Source organism: Vibrio sp. 14N.309.X.WAT.E.F5 (assembly GCF_030397615.1).
GTDB lineage: Bacteria > Pseudomonadota > Gammaproteobacteria > Enterobacterales > Vibrionaceae > Vibrio > Vibrio lentus.
The window spans coordinates 1-18,390 of sequence record NZ_JAPNXR010000027.1; the positions used below are offsets into that span (position 1 = coordinate 1).

Below are 18,390 nucleotides of genomic sequence, written 5' to 3' on the forward strand. Positions count from 1 at the left end.
AGACAGCTTGTGGAGTACCGAGTTGCTGCAGTTCACCGTCTTTCATTACTGCGATGCGATCCGCAAGAGTCATAGCTTCGATCTGATCATGGGTCACATAAACAATCGTGGTATTCAGCTTCTGGTGCAGACGTTTAATCTGATGGCGCATTTCAACACGCAGCTTGGCATCCAAGTTAGAAAGCGGCTCATCAAATAGATACAGCTTAGGACGGCGAGCCAATGCACGGCCCATCGCGACACGTTGACGCTGACCACCAGAAAGCTGCGACGGTTTACGATCCAGCAGCTGTTCGATTTGCAGCATTTCCGCTACTCGGTTTACCTCTGCATCGATCTCTTGCTGCGGCATCTTACGAATCTTCAAACCGAAAGCGATATTGCCACGTACCGTCATGTTTGGATAAAGCGCGTACGACTGGAATACCATCGCAATATCGCGATCTTTAGGTTCAACCTGCGCCACATCGACACCATCAATCACGATTTCACCCGAGCTAATATTTTCGAGCCCAGCGATGGTGTTCATTAGGGTGGATTTTCCACACCCCGAAGGGCCGACAAGTATCAAAAATTCCCCCGAATCGATACTAATATCGATGCCCTTTAACGTTTCGTTGTCCGCGTTGCGATAGGTTTTACGGATCTGTTTTAAATCTAATGTTGCCATGGGTAATTATCCTTTTACTGATCCTGCCGTTAGGCCACGAACAAAATATTTTCCTGCGAAGACATATACCAACAACGTTGGCAGTGCAGCGATGATCGCGGCAGCCATGTCGACGTTATATTCTTTAACGCCAGTACTGGTGTTGACTAGGTTGTTTAATGCCACGGTGATCGGCTGAGTATCTGAGCCGGAATAAACCACTCCGAACAAGAAATCATTCCAGATTGCGGTAAACTGCCAGATCACCGTCACCATGATGATTGGCGTTGAGATCGGTAATAAAATCTTGAAGAAGATGGTAAAGAAGCCAGCACCATCGAGCTTTGCCGCCTTGATCAATTCATCAGGAATCGAGATATAGAAGTTACGGAAAAACAGGGTCGTAAACGCCATGCCGTAGATAACGTGCACGATCACCAGACCAATGGTCGTGTTAGCCAAGCCCATCTTGCCAAGCATGGTTGCCATCGGCAGTAGCACCACTTGGAACGGAATGAAGCAACCGAACAACAGCAAGCTGAAGAACAGGTTCGAGCCTCGGAATTGCCATTTCGTCACCACATAACCATTGAATGCACCAAGCAATGTTGAAATCGCAACCGCAGGAATCACCATTTGGAACGAGTTCCAGAAGTAACCTTTAATACCTTCACATTTCACGCCAGTACAAGCGGTGTCCCACGCTTTATACCAAGCATCGAACACCCACTCTTTTGGCAAGCTCATCAGGTTGCCCGCCTTGATGTCTGGCAGAGTTTTGAATGACGTCAGCGCCATTACGAACAATGGCATTAGGTACACTAAACAGAAGAAAAGTAGTGCTGAATAAATAAAGATTCGAGCAAAATTGATGTTATTCATCATGACTTTTTCTCCCTAAGTTCAGAGTAAAGGTAAGGCACGAGAATCGCTAAGATACCAGCAAGCATCATCATGGCGCTGGCAGCACCAAGGCCGATTTGACCGCGAGTAAAGGAATGTGCGTACATAAATAGCGCTGGAAGATCCGATGAATAACCGGGGCCACCTGCCGTCATTGCGGTCACGAGGTCGAAGCTCTTAATCGCAATGTGCGACGTAATGATCACCGCACTGAAGACCACAGGGCGCAAACAAGGCAGAATGATTTTGAGGTAGATGGTAGGTAAGCTTGCCCCATCGATTTGCGCCGCTTTGATGATTGAAGAATCAATACCGCGAAGACCCGCTAAGAACATCGCCATCACAAACCCTGAAGACTGCCAAAGTGCCGCGATAACCAAGGTATAGACCGACATTTCAGAGTCGACTAGCCAATCAAATTTGAAGTCAGTAAATCCCCAATCTTGCATCAGCTTTTCAATGCCAAGACCCGGATTAAGAATCCATTTCCACGCCGTACCCGTCACAATGAATGACAGCGCCATTGGGTAGAGATAGATGGTACGAATCGCCCCTTCTTGACGGATATTCTGGTCAAGCAATACCGCTAAACCAACACCAAGCAAGATGGCAATCGCCATAAATAGAAAACCAAACAAACCGAGGTTGGTGATTGAGGTGATCCAGCGATCGTTATCCATCAGCTTTTCATATTGGGTTAAACCCACGAAATTAAAGCTCGGCAAAAATCGAGAGTTGGTGAACGACAACGCTGCCGTCCAAAAAATGTAGCCGTAGATACACACCACGGTCACTAACGCAGTCGGCGCCAGTACAATTTTAGGTAACCAATGTTGCAACCTGTCAGCAAAACTCGGTTTCGGTGCAGGCTGGCTCCTTGTGGGTTTTGGAGTCGACTCAGTCAAAACATGCTCCATAACTTATCCTTGTTGCACAATCGAGCCGATGGCTTACCTTTCGGCACCACATCAGCATCACGCATATCAGAATTGGGAGTGAAGAGTAGATAGGCTCCCTACGAGCCTACCCACCCTGGGGGTTTGGTGTTAGACCAAGTTAGATTAGATAGCCGCTTTCACTGCTTTTGCTAACTTAGCTGCCGCTTGTTTAGGATCGGCATCTTTCTCGTTGAAGAAGTTGGTCACCACGTCATAAATAGCGCCTTGAGCGTAGCTTGTTGTCGCTAAGCCGTGAGCCATACTCGGAACAAGATCGCCCGATTCAGCACTCGCTTTGAAGGTAGCCATTGAATCCAACGCACATTGGTCGAATTTAGACATGTCCATATCTAGACGTACAGGGATAGAACCTTTGTTAAGATTGAAGACTTCTTGGAAATCTTTGGTAAGAATGGTTTTCGCTAGGTCTTGCTGCGCTTTTTGGTTCTCTTTGTCACTCAGCTCAAAGAACGCAAAGCTATCGATGTTGAAAGTGAACTGGCCATCAGTGCCCGGTGCTGGTGCACAGATGTAATCTTTACCCGGCACTTTGCCTGCCGCAGTAAATTCACCTTTCGCCCAGTCACCCATGATTTGCATCGCGGCTTCGCCATTAATAACCATTGACGTTGCGACGTTCCAATCTCGACCTGGCGAGTTGCTGTCGATGTAATCACGCATCTTTTTGAACTTGGTGAACACTTCCACCAATTTGTCGCCAGATAATACGTCCATATCAAGATCAACGAACGCTTTGTTGTAGTCTTCACTGCCTAGTACATCAAGTGCCACGGCTTCGAATACCGTCGCGTCTTGCCAAGGTTGACCACCATGAGCCAATGGAATGAAGCCAGCCGCTTTAATCTTGTCTGCAGCAACAAAGAACTCATCTAACGTAGTTGGAACCGTAACGCCTGATTTTTCTAAAACAACAGGGTTAGCCCAAAGCCAGTTAACACGGTGAACGTTGACAGGAACTGCCACATATTCGCCATCCCACTTCATCACTTTAGTCACTACTTCTGGTAGTAGTTCATCCCATTGTTCTTGTTTAGCTGTCGCATCGAGAGACGTTAGAAAACCTAAACCACCCCACTCCTGAATATCATGACCTTTAATCTGCGCTGCAGAAGGTGGATTGCCCGATACTGCTCGCGTTTTCAAAACAGTCATCGCACTTTCACCGCCGCCACCAGCAACAGCAAAATCTTTCCACGTATGGCCTTGTTCTTCAATCATCTCTTTCAGTACCGCTGCGGATTTCGCTTCGCCGCCGGCAGTCCACCAGTGAAGCACTTCCACTTCACCAGCTTGAGAAAATGTTGAGGCAGCAAGAAGAGATAGAGTAAGTAGGGTTTTATTGATTTTCATTATAATCTTCCATGTTTAGCGGACTCGACGTCCGGTTCAATAAAGAGTCTACTTATTCTGATTTATAAGATTGAAACAAAAGGTAAGCCCTATGTAACACAATTGTTACATTACACTTCTAAGCCTCTTGGTATATAGACTTTGGCTTCTAAGCCACCTTGAGAGGAGTTGCGAATAATGAGATCTCCGCCGTGTCCATGTAGAATGTTTCGACAGATCCCGAGCCCTAAACCGTGTCCTTGGTCGTCGGTTGCCAGCCTAAAGTAGGGTTCAAACACCAACTCAAGTTTGTCTTCTGGGATTCCTTTTCCGTGGTCCTGAATCGTCACGATAACCCACACCGAATCACTGCTGATGTCGACCTCAGCTGATGTTCCATATTTCACCGCGTTGTCGATAAGATTCGTGAGCACACGTTTAATGGCTAATGGTTTGGCGACTAACGGTTCAACCACAGTGGGCTCAAATTCCACTATGGTTTGATGTTGGTTGTGCAGTTCAATCACGGAGAGCATCATCTCGTTGAGATCGATAATCGCGTTGTTTTCGTGAAGGTCAGTATCTCTTACCGCTTGTAACGCACCTTTGACCATCATTTCTAGCTCATCCAAATCCTTATTGAACTTGTCTTTCTTAACCTCACTTTCCAATAGCTCGGCTCGAAGCCTTAAGCGGGTGATTGGTGTCTTCAAGTCATGAGAGATAGCAGAGAAAAGATGCTCTCTATCGGCCACATAGCGACGAATCCGTTGCTGCATTCGATTAAAAGCCCGCGTCGCCATGACCAGTTCAGTTGCTCCCTCTTCGTTAAGTGGCGGCTGCTGAATATCCATACTCATTTCATTAGCCGCTCTTGCCAACTTTTTAAGAGGACGTACTTGGCGACGAATCATCAAGTAAGTCAACACCAGTAAAATGAGCGTTGAAGAAACTAAGAAGATCACCTGCTCTCTGCCAAGAATCGTATCGTCGAGTTTCACGTATGGCGCTGGCAACAGTGCGGCAATGTACACCCATTCATGACTGGTTAGCTCTATTTGAACAACCAGAATTGGCGGATTAAGAGGTTCTAACGTTAAGGTGTGATGCGCCCACGATCGCGGGAGATCGCTTAAGTAGATGTCGTTTTCAAGCAAGCGAAGGTGTTCAGGTCGAGAAAAATCTACCCGCACCGATTCGACTTTATTGAGCTTGCTACTTAAAACACTTTCTATCGCTTCTATCGATGCGGTTTTTAAGCGCGTGTCAGGGATCGGTTCAACGATCAAAGCCTCTTTATTGAAAGAAACGAAGAAGCGCGTACCGCCCATATTGCGGATCTGATCTAATACGATATGACGATACTTGACGGGCAAAGATTGGAAGAAAGTCACCGTTGAGGCAAACATGTTTGCCATGCTCGAAGAGGCAGAACGAATCCCTTCCAGTTCTTTGTGTTTGGATTCGCTATACCAAATAGACGTTGCGATACCTTGAGCAATCACAACGGCTAACAAGGTCAGCAACAATGTTCTTGCGACCAATGAGTTTGGTTTTAATCGACTCAACCAGTTCATAGGAAATACTTCATTGGCAAGGTGTTCATTAACAGCACTTGATTATCAGTGTTCATACTGAACAGGCACAGCAAGAATGTAACCGTTGCCGCGCATGGTTTTGATGTAGTGAGGGTATTTACCACTGTCGCCCAATCGGCTTCTCAGACGACTAAGCTGCACATCAATGCCACGTTCAAAAGGCAGCGCTTCACGGCCTCTGGTCGCGAAAGAGATGGTGTCACGGTCGAGAACTTCGTTAGGACGAGTTAAGAACAGCATTAACAAAGAAAAGTCACTGCCCGACAAATCCATCTCTTCTGAGTTTTCATTGTGGGAAATTCGATGCGCGAGCGTATCAAGTGTCCAATCACCAAAGATAATCTGCTTTGGCAGTGCATCACTCGTTTTGTCATCCACCACTTGAACGCGGCGCAATAACGCTTTGATTCGAGCCATTAACTGACGAGGGCTAAACGGCTTCGCGATGTAATCATCTGCACCAATTTCTAAGCCGATAATCTGATCGGTTTCATCCGATACCGCTGTCAGCATAATGATAGGCACATTTGATTGTTTTCGAACTCGCTGACACAAGGTAAAACCGTCGTCACCGGGCAGCATCACATCGAGCAGAATCAGGTCGGGATAACCTTGGCTTTGCAGGTGGGTTTCTAATTCAACACCGTCTCCAACAGAGGAGACATCGAAACCCGATTTAGTGAGGTACTCTTCCAGCAGCTCACGGATTTCTTGATCATCATCCACCACGAGAATTCGAGTATTTGTTGGCATCGCCCAAACCTATTAAATTTACAACTTATTCACATAGTGTATAGGCTGGCCGATTATTTGATTATTGACATGTTTGTAAAGTTAGACGAACAAACAGATAAAGATCACATCTTAGTGACCTCTACCTGTACTTAGCGACTCAAAGAATCATAGGAGGTTAAGAGGAACAGCTGATTTCCATGGCTTTGCCCCACTCAGGCGGCAAGGCAGCAAGATGTTCGTAGTCAGGATGTTCCGCATAAGGGTCTGCCAGCACCACCATTAATGCATCAATATCGCTGCTATCACCACGCTCAGCTTTATCTATCGCAAGCTGGGCTAGGTAGTTTCTGAGGATGTATTTCGGGTTTACTTGTCGCATCTTTTCACAGCGCTCGGCCACTGAACTCTCTTCCAATTCACAACGTTGCAAGTAGTTATTCACCCATAGCTTTGCGGCCTCGCGGTCGATAACCAAATCAATCACGTCTTGCGGCGGCAATGTATCTAGGTTCGACAGCGTTCTAAAGAACCTTGGGTAATCGACTTTGTTTTGCGACATCAGCTCGAACAACGATTCAAACAAACGACTGTCGCCTTCCTGTTTCGAAAGCAGCCCCAACTTACGACGCATTAACTGGCTGAAATAACCATTCATTTGCGGCTCGTACTGTTCTAACGCGGCCTCTAAATCGGCTTTATCGACTAGCGGAGAAAGAGAATGAGCCAGTGCCGACAAATTCCATAATCCAATTCTAGGCTGTTGATTAAAGGCATAACGACCTTGGTAATCCGAGTGATTACAGATCAATCTTGGGTCATATTCATCAAGGAAGGCGAATGGGCCATAATCGAAGGTTTGGCCGATGATCGACATGTTATCGGTATTCATGACTCCGTGAGCAAAACCATTCGCTTGCCACAGCGCGACCATTTCCGCAGTGCGATCAACAATCTGATTAAACATTGCAGCGTATGGCTTCTCTTCATCGAGACACTCTGGGAAGTGCCATTCGATGACTTTGTCGGCCAATAATTTATGTTCTGCCAACTGATTGGTATAAAACAGGTGTTCAAAGTGACCGAAGCGAATATGTGACTCAGCAGCACGAACCAACAATGCGCCCCACTCTTGCTTCTCTCGATATACGGGTGTATCGCTGGTCATCATCGCCAACGCGCGAGTGGTTGGAATATTAAGCCCTGCCATCGCTTCACTACATAAGTACTCACGAACCGTTGATCGAATAACAGCACGGCCATCGCCCATACGAGAATAGGGGGTTTTACCTGCACCTTTAAGGTGTAAGTCGAACGTTTCACCGCTTTTCGCGACAACTTGAGCTAATAACAGCCCTCTTCCATCACCTAAATCAGGGTTATAAGAGCCAAACTGATGACCTGCGTATTTCATTGCTACTGGCGAGAATTGCTCAGGTTCAACATTGCCCGACAACGTCTCAAGCAATTCCTCTGAGGCATCATCAAATGACGGAAAGCCGAGTTCATTCGCAAGGTTATGGTTCCATGCGAGCCATTGGACATTGTTTAGCGGTGTAGGTTGAATTGGGGTATAGAACAATCGAGGTAATGCAGTAAATCGATTGTTAAATGAAATAGAATCCCAGACAGACATGAGAGATACACTGTAGATAAAAGATAACTTAAGATTATCACAGTTTGATAACAACTTCAGATCAGGTTATGCAATGAGTCTATTGAGATAAAGGGGTTAATCAGACAAAGAGATTATTCAGAGAAAAAGGTTACTGAGAGAAAAGTACAGCTAAGAAAAGGTTAAGTGGCTAGCCTGATGAGAAGAGCCACATTTAAGAGAAGAAGAGTTCTGACTTTGAAGACTTTTTAACAAGTGTGTTCATAATAAAAACTAAAAATATAGAGCCATAAAGCTGACTACATTAGAGCAAGAATACCCACTAGAGACAGGGTAGAGAAAAGCCAAGTGCGGCTGATAACGCCAAAGTTACTGTGTTGAATCATTTCTTGATGCTGCATATGTCTCTCCTTGAGAACGTGATGGTGTAACACCAATATATCGGCTTTTCGCCAAAAGCAGCAAGCATATTAATATTAACCTTTTATGACAGCACTAAGAATTTTCTGTAACTATTCAGCCCTTTGATAAATCGAAAAGTTATGCTCGGCTTGTCGTCGAAAGTAGCGCTCCGGCACCAATAAACACACCCCCTGTAACACGATTAAATACTTTGGCTCGACCCTTTGCAAATAACCAAGTTGATGATTTTGCACCTAGGTAGGCATAGACCAATAACCAAGACAATTCCATGACAACGAAGGTCAAAGCGAACACCACAAATTGAGGAAATAGCGCTATCGATGGGGCAATAAACTGAGGGAAAAGTGCGGTAAAAAACAGGATGGCTTTTGGATTACTCGCGCCAACAATAAAGCCACTCACATAATGCTGCGTGGCACTTTCTTTAACAGGTTGAGAGCCTGCTTGTTGATTCGATAGCTTGTCATAATCTTGCTGACTCGACCGTAGCGACTTCCAACCGAGATAAATAAGGTAAGCAGCACCCGTCCACTTAATGATATTAAACACCACTTCTGATGAAGCAATAATCACCCCTAAACCGGTAAACGATAACGTTAAGATTCCGGTAATAGCAGTCACGCTACCCAAGGCGGTAAATATCGATAACTTAAAGCCTGATTGCACACCCTTAGTCATGCACAACAAAGAGCTTGGCCCTGGCGAGGCTGTTAAAATTAACACCGCCAACAAATAATAAATCCATGTATCAAAGCTCATCGCGAATTCTCCTTAACTCACTAAAACGACTAAATATTAAGCACCAATATGTAATAGCTATTCATATTAAGCAACTAAATATTGAGTATGTTCGCTCTGTGTTGATTACTTATCCCTTAAATTCCAGCAATAAAAAACGCCATGCATTGCTGCATGGCGTTTAAATTCAAACGTTTCAAATAGAACGTCTTATAAGGTTCTAATCTTAAGTTTCCAGCTTAATCCCTAAGCTAACAACTAACAGTAACCTAGTCTTTGTAGATAGAGAACTCGTCTGCGCAAGCTACTAACTGCTCACGAGTAATCATGAATACACCGTGACCACCGTTTGAGAATTCAATCCAAGTGAATGGAAGCTCTGGGTACTGATCCATCATGTGAACCATTGAGTTGCCGACTTCACAGATCAGAATACCATCATCAGTTAGGTAGTCTGGTGCGTTTGCCAAAATACGGCGAACCAGTTTCAGTCCGTCTGTACCTGCAGCTAGGCCAAGTTCTGGTTCGTGTGTGAACTCATCTGGCAGGCTGTTCATATCTTCTTCGTCCACGTAAGGCGGGTTCGATACGATCAGGTTGTATTTTTCTTTTGGCAAATCACGGAAAAGATCTGAACGGATTGGGAACACTTGTTGCTCCATGCCGTGATCTTGAACGTTCTGCTCTGCAACTTGCAGTGCGTCAGTAGAGATATCAATCGCATCCACTTCTGCATCAGGGAAAGCATGAGCACATGCAATCGCAATACAGCCACTACCCGTACACATATCCATGATACGAACAGGTTCTTCAGTTAACCAAGGTTGGAATTGAGCTTCAATCAGCTCACCAATTGGAGAACGAGGCACAAGTACGCGTTCATCAACAAAGAACTCAAGACCACAGAACCAAGCTTTGTTGGTTAGGTAAGCTGTTGGGGTGCGATCATTGATACGCTTAATCACGCGCTCAACAATACGTAGACGCTCACTGCTTGTTAAGCGAGAGTTCAAAACATGCGGAGGAACATCAATCGGTAGATACAGAGTAGGTAAAATAAGTTGTACCGCCTCATCCCACGCGTTATCAGTGCCGTGACCATAAAATAGGCCCGCTGCGTTAAAGCGGCTAACAGTCCAACGAATCACATCTTGAAGCGTGTGTAGTTCTGATACCGCTTCTTCTACAAAAATCTTATCCAAAATTGTCTCCGAAAAGCGCTACAATACTGCTAATTACGTTTCTAATTTAGAATTCATAACCTGATGAGCAAAAAAGACACCGACTTTGATGACGATTTCGCCTTATTCAACGATGCAGTAAAGGGCGTTAAAAAGTTGCAACAGGATACCATAGTCCAGCAGCCAAAAAGAAATACCAAGCAAAAAGAAATTACTCGAACGGCCAGACAAGCCAGTGATAGCGAGTTTTACTTCTCTGACGAGTTCATTCCGCACCTTAGTGAGGAAGGACCAACACGTTATGCGCGCGATGATGTCTCTAAATACGAAGTGAAACGCCTACGTCGTGGGGTCTATGTGCCCGACGTGTATCTCGATATGCATGGTATGACGCAACAAGAAGCCAAACGTGAGCTTGGGGCTATGATTGCACACTGTATTAAAGAAAGTGTGGCATGTGCCTGTGTTCAGCATGGTATCGGCAAGCACATCTTGAAGCAGAAAGTGCCACTGTGGTTAGCACAGCACCCAGACGTAATGGCCTTTCATCAAGCGCCTTTAGAGTTTGGCGGCCATGGGGCGCTACTGGTTTTACTTGCTATCCCAGATAAATAGCCATCGACTTGCTCTTTATTCTAAAAAGTACGTCCAGCACCTTGTCGTTTGGTCAAAATAGTCCGTTAGAAACAACAAAGGGCATCTCAATAATCATGAGGTGCCCTTTTATTTATCTTGAGAAAACGGTCTCAGCTATGGATTAATGTTCCAAAGCAACTCGCCCTTTTGTGTCTCAAGGTCGAATTCAATACACGCTAGCCCTGAGGTTGGGAACATAGGTGGCGCCATGCCCGTTGCAAATTCAGCCGTTAAATAGCCCACTAGAGGTAAATGAGAAACAAATAAAATGGTCTCTAGCTTTTCTACTTCAGCCATTGCTATGGTCAAATCAAACACATCGTCGGACATTCCGTAAGGCGTAATATCATCACAGGTTTCTACTTTCTTTCCAGAAAACGCTTGAGAGATTTCTAACCACGTTTCTTGTGCCCTTAAGTATGGGCTCACAAGCACTTTATCGAACTGGCTAAACCCTTGCTCATTTGCAGCTTGAGCTACCGCAAGAGACGCCATTTTACCGCGCTTCGTTAACGCTCGTTCTGCATCCGAGTTAGCAAAATGTTCTGCTTCACCGTGGCGCATTATGAATATTTTCATGTTCAGTCCTGTCTACGTAACATTTCGAAAGTCGATATATCCCATATCAGCGATACGCTACTTAGCGTTTGGCTCTCAAACTAGAGAAACCGCAGTCTATATAAATAATTATATCAAGTCACTTGCTAAAGAGTTCGACTTTCTTAACAATCTTATTAAAAGAAAATAAATCACTGATAAAAATCGATAAAAGTGATTTAGAAGTCGCCAAAAAGCACTTCATATCCCAAAATATGATCGCGAGGTTTGCACCTTAAATCATCGCGTACATAATTTAAAAACCACCTTCTCTGGAGATGCATCTGTGCATTTAAGCCCTAATGATGAACATCAATACCGTTACGTAACATTGGATAACGGGTTGAGAGTACTGTTAGTTCACGATCAGAACGCTCAAAAAGCTGCAGCCGCACTCGCCGTTAATGTCGGGCACTTTGATGACCCTACAGACCGAGAGGGTTTAGCTCACTACTTAGAGCATATGCTATTTTTGGGAACTGAAAAGTATCCAAAGGTCGGAGAGTTCCAAAGTTTTATCAGCCAGCATGGCGGTAGCAACAACGCTTGGACAGGAACAGAGCACACCTGCTTCTTTTTTGATGTTGAATTGAATGCCTTTGAAACCGCACTCGATCGCTTCAGCCAATTTTTCACGGCTCCCCTGTTCAACGAAGAAGCCTTAGACAAAGAACGCCAAGCTGTTGACTCAGAGTACAAGATGAAACTCAACGACGATTCACGACGCTTGTACCAAGTTACCAAAGAGCTGGTAAATCACAATCACCCATTCTCGAAGTTTTCTGTCGGTAATATCGATACGTTGGGCGACAGAAACGGTGAGACGATTCGACAAGAGATCTTAGCTTTCCACCAGCAACAATACTCTGCTGACTTAATGACGCTGACACTTTCTGGCAATCAGTCATTAAATGAGATGCAAAGCTGGGTTGAGGATCGCTTTAGCTCGATTACCAATAACAACCTACAAGGCAAGAAGGTTGAAGTACCCATTGTTGGCGAGTTAAGCACTGGCGTACAAGTACACGTAGAACCGATAAAAGAAGTACGAAAACTGATTTTAACTTTCCCAATGCCAAGCATGGATGAACACTATGGCATTAAGCCACTGTCGTTCTTTGCTCACCTATTAGGTTATGAGGGTGACGGCAGCCTAATGATGCAACTGAAGGAAAAAGGTTGGATTACTTCTCTTTCGGCCGGTGGTGGTGCCAGTGGCAGTAACTATCGTGATTTCACGGTCAGTTGTTCATTGACCATCGAGGGTTTGACCAAAACTGATAACATCATCCAAGCCGTATTCCAGTACATCAAATTGATTGAACAGCAAGGTATTGAAGAGTGGCGTTACCTAGAGAAGCGTGCGGTTTTAGAATCCGCTTTCCGCTTTCAAGAGCCCGCAAGGCCACTTGATGTCGTGAGTCACCTCGTGATCAACATGCAGCACTATCAAGAGCAAGACGTGGTGTATGGCGACTACAAAATGTCGCATTTCGATGAAGAATTACAACGCTCTCTGCTGCCTTACTTAACCACCGATAACATGCGAGCGACCATCGTTGCACAAGGTTTCGAATACGACCGAGAAGCCAAATGGTACTTTACGCCCTACTCCGTGACACCGTTTAGCAGCGAACAGCAACAGTGTTTTACCTGTATCAACCCCGGTTGGCAGTTTGAATTACCCGATAGAAACCCATTTATTTGTTATGACTTAGACCCTGCCGAGCTTGAAGAGCAAACTGAATTTCCACAGCTGCTCGAAGAGTTAGACGGATTTAAGTTGTGGCACCTACAAGATCATCAGTTTCGAGTACCTAAAGGTGTGGTGTATATCGCCATCGACAGCCCACACTCAGTGGCTAGCCCGAGAAACATCGTTAAAACACGCTTGTGTGTAGAGATGTTCTTAGACTCGCTTGAAAAGGATACTTATCAGGCTGAAATCGCCGGTATGGGCTACAACATGTATACCCATCAAGGCGGTGTCACACTCACGCTTTCTGGATTCAGCGAGAAGCAGCCACAATTGCTCAATATGATCCTTGAACGCTTTCAAGCACGCGACTTTAGTCCAACACGTTTCGAAACGATTAAGCATCAATTGCTCAGAAACTGGAATAATGCGTCGCAAGACCGTCCTATTTCGCAGCTGTTTAATGCGATGACCGGAATACTTCAGCCAAATAACCCGCCCTACTCTGTATTAATTGAAGCGCTGGAAACGATAGAGGTCGATGAACTCTCTTCTTTTGTTCAAGCTATCTTGGCTGAACTTCACGTAGAAATGTTTGTGTATGGCGACTGGAAAAAAGCCGATGCACACAAAATGGCGGAAACGCTAAAAGATGCCCTGCGTGTTCAAGACCAAGCGTACGAAGAGTCACTGCGCCCGTTAATCATGTTGGGTGAAAACGGCAGCTTCCAACGTGAAGTGGTGTGTAACCAAGATGATTCAGCCATCGTGGTTTATTACCAGTGCGCCGATATCTCACCTGAAAACATTGCGCTGTATTCACTGGCTAACCACTTAATGTCGGCCACCTTCTTCCACGAGATTCGTACCAAGCAACAGCTAGGTTATATGGTCGGCACCGGTAATATGCCGCTTAACCGACACCCAGGTATTGTGTTGTACGTGCAGTCCCCGAATGCTGCCCCAGCAGACTTATTAGCCTCTATAGATGAGTTCCTCAATGCCTTTTACATGGTGTTGCTAGAGCTAAATGACTACCAATGGCACAGCAGTAAACGCGGCCTCTGGAATCAAATTTCAACGCCAGATACCACCTTACGAGGTCGAGCTCAGCGCTTATGGGTTGCGATAGGCAATAAGGACTTGGAATTCAATCAAAGAGAACGTGTGCTAGAAGAGCTCAAAGGTCTGACTCGCTCTGACATGATGCGCTTCGTGGTTAGCCAACTTAAACCACGTACCGCAAATCGTCTGATTATGCACGCGCAAGGTAATGCGCATAACGAAGAAGAAAAGCTATCAGCAGGTGTGGAAATAGGCTCTATTGATGAGTTTCAACTGCGCCCGAAAGACTGTGAGCTTGGTTAGTCGTTCTTAGTAAAAAGATCAGAAGGTTGATGTGAAAGCATCAACCTTTTTTATTGAATGCAGCACAAGAGCAGATCTCCTATTACGCTCCTTCGTCGCTTTAGGAGATGACGGTAGTTTTGATTGAGGTGTGTTGACCACCTTCCTAATCAACACAATAGCTTACTTTTTACATCTCAATCGTCATTCCCAAGAGGGAGGAACGACTGAGTCGGGAATCTCCTTCTTTTCGCACACTCAAAAAATAAAAAGCCCGCATCAATTGCTTGGTACGGGCTTTATAATCAAAGTGCTAGAAAGTTACTAATAGAAGAGTTACTTATAAAAAGACTCATCCAACCCAGCACGTGTCAGTAGGCCATCACATGGCGCGAAACGATCACCGTACTTCTTAGCGAAGTCGTTCATCATCTCTACCAGTGACTTAATACCTACTTGATCCATATAACGGAACGGACCACCTAGGAATGGCGGGAAACCGATACCGAAAATAGCACCAATGTCGCCATCACGAGGGCTGCGGATAATGCCATCGTCTAGACAACGAACTGCTTCGTTGAGCATAGGTAACACACAACGCATTGCGATGTCGTTATCGCTTAGCTTAGGTTCAGGTTGCAGCTTAAGCAGCTTGTAAACTGACTTATCGACTTCTTTCTTCTTACCTTTGTAAGTGTAGAAACCTTTGCCACTCTTACGGCCTTTACGGTTGTCATTCAAAAGAATGTCAAACACATCAGGGCCTTGGAAACGTTCGCCTAATTCATTAACTAGAATCGGGATGATCTTCGCACCGATATCAACACCGACTTCGTCTAACAAAGTAATTGGGCCAACCGGGAAGCCGAAGTCCAGCAACGTGCTGTCGAGCTTTTCAATCGGCTCATTTGCCAATAACAGATGCGCTGCTTCATTCATGTATGGAGCAAGAATACGGTTCACGTAGAAGCCAGCTGTATCTTTAACAACAATCGGTGTTTTACCTTGCTTCTTCGCTAATGCAACAACCGTCGAAATGGTTTCTTCTGACGTTGTTTCATGAGGAATAACTTCAACCAGTGGCATTTTTTCTGCTGGGCTAAAGTAATGAAGACCGACTACGTTTTCTGGTCGTTGCGCCTTCTCTGCAATCTTATGGATTGGCAATGAAGAAGTGTTGGTCGCAAAGATAGTACTAGGCTTGGCATTGGCTTCAATGTCCGCAACCATCGACTGCTTAAGGTCAAGATCTTCAAATACCGCTTCAATCACAACATCAGTATGGTTAAAGCTTGTAAAGTCGATACCACCAGAAAGCTGAAGCATCTTACTTTCAAGGCCAGCTCGGCTCAGAATACGACGTTTACGCTGCTTATCGAACAACTTGTAGTTGTAGTTAAGCGCATTGAGCACACCGTCATTAGACACATCTTTAATACGAACCGGTACTTTCGCTTTAGCAACACTGACGTGGCTGATACCAGCGCCCATTAGACCGCCACCTAACACACCAACACGCTTAACCGCTTTCGGTTCTGCGTCTGCGCCGTGTTCTTTTTTCATTTCAGTCGTTGCGAAGAAAATCGAACGAAGGGCTTTAGATTCTGAAGTCATTACCAGTTCAGAGAAACGCTTCGCTTCATACTGAAGGCCTTTATCAAAACCGTTCTCGAGGCCATAACGAATCACATCAAGAATCGCATCGGCTGCAGGGTAATTACCGCGTGTTTTCTGGTTAGTTTTCTTCGAAGCCTGTTCAAAAATAACCTTGCGACCAAGCCCCGTACGTGAGATTAATTTTTCTTTGGTCGAAGCTTGGCTTTTAGACGCCAAACGCTTGCCCTTTTTACCGCCTGAGTTCTTTTCAACAAAGCTCTTAGCCACTTCCAACAAGATAGTTTCTGGCACACAAGCATCCACGACACCTAGCGATTTCGCTTTCTTAGCGCGCAGCTGTTTACCCGTAAGAATAAGGTCTAGAGAAGGCAGTAAACCGATAAGACGAGGAAGACGTTGCGTACCACCAGAGCCTGGTAACAGACCAAGTTGGACTTCTGGCAAGCCAAGGCGAGTCTTGTCTGAGTCTGTACATACGCGGTAATCACACGATAGTGCTAGCTCTAAGCCACCACCTAAACATGGGCCGTGAATCGCTGCGACAACAGGATAAGGCAAATCAGAAAGCGCTTGGAACATCTCTTGCCCCTGACGAGCGAGAGATTGTGCTTCATCAGCCGTCTTGCAGGCATCAAGCATTCGAACATCAGCGCCAGCAATGAAGTTATCTGGCTTCAATGAATGAACGATTAAGCCTTTAACTCGGCTTTGCTTTTCCTTCAACTGCTCGAAAATTGCCTTCATTTCTTCGGCAAACGCCGCTTGTAGCGTGTTCATTTTTTCGTTTGGCACATCGATCGCAAGCCATGCAATATCTTGGTCATCGATAGTTAAAGAGAACGCGGTCGCCGGTTTTATGGCTTCATCGTTTGAAATCGCCTTGTCACTTTTAGATGCAGTCACTGGCTTTGAATCCGTTTTTTTGACTGCTTTCTTTTCTTTTTTCACATCAAGAGTCGTAGACATTATTCCACCTCCAAGATCATTGCTGCACCTAAGCCACCAGCCGCACAAGCAGTATTCAATGCTAGGCCACCACCACGACGTTTAAGTTCACGCAGTGTCTGAGTCATCATACGCGCGCCAGTCGCTGCAAACGGGTGTCCGTAAGCAATTGAGCTACCCAGCACGTTGAACTTCTCCATATCAATCTCACCGATCGCTTTGTCACGGCTAAGATTCTTCTGAGCAAACTCATCGCTTGCGAACATTTTGACGTTAGCCAGAACTTGAGCTGCAAACGCTTCATGCATCTCGATAAGTGTTAGATCTGATAATTCTAGACCCGTGTTCTTCAAGACTTGAGAGGTCGCGTAAGTCGGACCCATCAACATATCCGTTTCAACACCAATCGCTGAGAACGCGTAGCCACGAATGTAGCCAAGTACTTCTAAGCCTAGCTCTTTCGCTTTGCCTTCGCGCATCAACATCACTGCGGCACCGCCATCGGTAAGAGGCGTGGCATTGGCTGCCGTTACGCTGCCGTATTGCCTGTCGAATGCTGGGCGTAATTTAGCGTAGCCTTCAACCGTCGAGTCATGACGAATGTTGTTATCTTCCGCTAAATATTTTTTATAAGGTGCTGGGAAAGCCGTCATCACTTCATCTTTTATTTTCCCTTCTTTCCAAGCTTGAGAAGCCAAAGAGTGAGAACGATGAGCAAGTGCATCTTGTTCTTGACGGGTAATACCATGAGTTTTCGCCATCTGCTCAGCGGTTTGACCCATTGATAAACCGGTCGAGTATTCGGCAACAGCAGGCGGCACTGGCATCAGATCTTTTACGGAAAGCGTTTTAAGAATCTTAAGCTTTTGACCCATTGTTTTGGTTTTGCTGAGCGCTAATAAGTTTGCCGCTAACTTTTTCGAAACGCCGATAGGCAATACAGAAGAAGAATCAGCGCCACCCGCAATACCGACATCAATAGTGCCTGCCATAATGCTCTCTGTGACGTTAACTGCCGCTTGAAAGCTCGTTGCACAAGCACGTGTCACACTGTACGCATCAGTATTAATGTCCATACCGGTGCCTAATACGATTTCACGCGCAATATTGGGCGCTTCTGGCATCTGCACAACTTGGCCGAATACAACTTGCTCAATAAGCGCAGGATCGATATCCGTTCGTGCAAGCATTTCGCTCACAACCATTTTGCCCAGGTCAACCGCAGGCACTTGGCTAAATTCTGTGCTCTGACGAGCGAATGGGGTTCGTAGTCCAGCGACAACGGCAACACGTTCTCCAGAACGCGTTTTGACTTCCTGTTTGCCCATGGTTTCTCCTTAAAGTTAAGAGGTCTGACCTGAAGCATTGTAAAGAAGTTGTTAATTAAATCAAACGAGCGTTTAAATAAACGTGATACGAGTATCT

14 protein-coding genes are annotated in these 18,390 nt (G+C 45.4%); 2 read left to right on the top strand and 12 right to left on the bottom strand.

The genetic code is table 11. The features are described from left to right. From OW495_RS21210 to prmB, 9 genes are all read right to left on the bottom strand, one after another. Positions 1 to 670, bottom strand: a 670-nt coding sequence (locus tag OW495_RS21210) for an ATP-binding cassette domain-containing protein (protein ID WP_289888207.1), incomplete at its 3' end; no start/stop codon positions are given. Positions 671 to 676: 6 nt separating this feature from the next. Further along, positions 677 to 1,534: a carbohydrate ABC transporter permease gene (locus OW495_RS21215; protein ID WP_004736059.1), complete on the bottom strand. Its 858-nt coding sequence runs from the start codon at positions 1,532 to 1,534 to the stop codon at positions 677 to 679. Next, on the bottom strand, positions 1,531 to 2,469 hold the full coding sequence (locus OW495_RS21220; protein ID WP_099166264.1) for a sugar ABC transporter permease: 939 nt from the start codon (positions 2,467 to 2,469) through the stop codon (positions 1,531 to 1,533). The genes OW495_RS21215 and OW495_RS21220 overlap by 4 nt, the downstream gene beginning before the upstream one ends. A gap of 144 nt (positions 2,470 to 2,613) precedes the next feature. Continuing rightward, positions 2,614 to 3,861 carry an ABC transporter substrate-binding protein gene (locus OW495_RS21225; protein WP_102513121.1) on the bottom strand — a complete coding sequence of 416 codons (1,248 nt, stop codon included), beginning with the start codon at positions 3,859 to 3,861 and terminating at the stop codon, positions 2,614 to 2,616. A gap of 110 nt (positions 3,862 to 3,971) precedes the next feature. After that, positions 3,972 to 5,417 carry an ATP-binding protein gene (locus tag OW495_RS21230; RefSeq protein ID WP_289888208.1) on the bottom strand — a complete coding sequence of 482 codons (1,446 nt, stop codon included), beginning with the start codon at positions 5,415 to 5,417 and terminating at the stop codon, positions 3,972 to 3,974. 45 nt (positions 5,418 to 5,462) lie between these two features. Beyond that, a complete protein-coding gene (locus OW495_RS21235; RefSeq protein WP_102513123.1) occupies positions 5,463 to 6,191 on the bottom strand; it encodes a response regulator transcription factor in 729 nt (242 codons plus the stop codon). Positions 6,192 to 6,348: 157 nt separating this feature from the next. Further along, on the bottom strand, positions 6,349 to 7,806 hold the full coding sequence (locus OW495_RS21240; RefSeq protein ID WP_102513124.1) for a protein adenylyltransferase SelO: 1,458 nt from the start codon (positions 7,804 to 7,806) through the stop codon (positions 6,349 to 6,351). A 519-nt stretch (positions 7,807 to 8,325) separates the two neighbouring features. Then, positions 8,326 to 8,967: a LysE family translocator gene (locus OW495_RS21245; protein WP_289888209.1), complete on the bottom strand. Its 642-nt coding sequence runs from the start codon at positions 8,965 to 8,967 to the stop codon at positions 8,326 to 8,328. Positions 8,968 to 9,215: 248 nt separating this feature from the next. After that, positions 9,216 to 10,148 carry a 50S ribosomal protein L3 N(5)-glutamine methyltransferase gene (prmB, locus tag OW495_RS21250; RefSeq protein ID WP_017104863.1) on the bottom strand — a complete coding sequence of 311 codons (933 nt, stop codon included), beginning with the start codon at positions 10,146 to 10,148 and terminating at the stop codon, positions 9,216 to 9,218. Between the two features lie 63 nt (positions 10,149 to 10,211). On the opposite strand from prmB, the gene smrB reads away from it, so the two are divergent. Next, positions 10,212 to 10,742: an endonuclease SmrB gene (gene smrB, locus OW495_RS21255; protein ID WP_065104881.1), complete on the top strand. Its 531-nt coding sequence runs from the start codon at positions 10,212 to 10,214 to the stop codon at positions 10,740 to 10,742. A gap of 135 nt (positions 10,743 to 10,877) precedes the next feature. Here the strand turns inward: smrB and sixA are convergent, their stop codons facing one another. Continuing rightward, positions 10,878 to 11,342 carry a phosphohistidine phosphatase SixA gene (gene sixA, locus OW495_RS21260; protein ID WP_065104882.1) on the bottom strand — a complete coding sequence of 155 codons (465 nt, stop codon included), beginning with the start codon at positions 11,340 to 11,342 and terminating at the stop codon, positions 10,878 to 10,880. A 304-nt stretch (positions 11,343 to 11,646) separates the two neighbouring features. Between sixA and OW495_RS21265 the strand changes: the two genes are divergently transcribed. Then, positions 11,647 to 14,424 (top strand): insulinase family protein, encoded by a 2,778-nt coding sequence (locus OW495_RS21265; RefSeq protein ID WP_289888212.1) that lies wholly within the window; start codon positions 11,647 to 11,649, stop codon positions 14,422 to 14,424. 315 nt (positions 14,425 to 14,739) lie between these two features. Here OW495_RS21265 and fadJ read toward each other — a convergent pair whose 3' ends face one another. Further along, the gene (gene fadJ, locus OW495_RS21270; protein ID WP_198599776.1) at positions 14,740 to 16,986 is read right to left on the bottom strand and encodes a fatty acid oxidation complex subunit alpha FadJ; all 2,247 of its coding nucleotides are present in this window, start codon (positions 16,984 to 16,986) and stop codon (positions 14,740 to 14,742) included. Continuing rightward, complete coding sequence (gene fadI, locus OW495_RS21275; protein WP_102513126.1) at positions 16,986 to 18,293, bottom strand: acetyl-CoA C-acyltransferase FadI; 1,308 nt, start codon at positions 18,291 to 18,293, stop codon at positions 16,986 to 16,988. Before fadI ends, fadJ begins: the two co-directional genes overlap by 1 nt. Positions 18,294 to 18,390 lie beyond the last annotated feature (97 nt).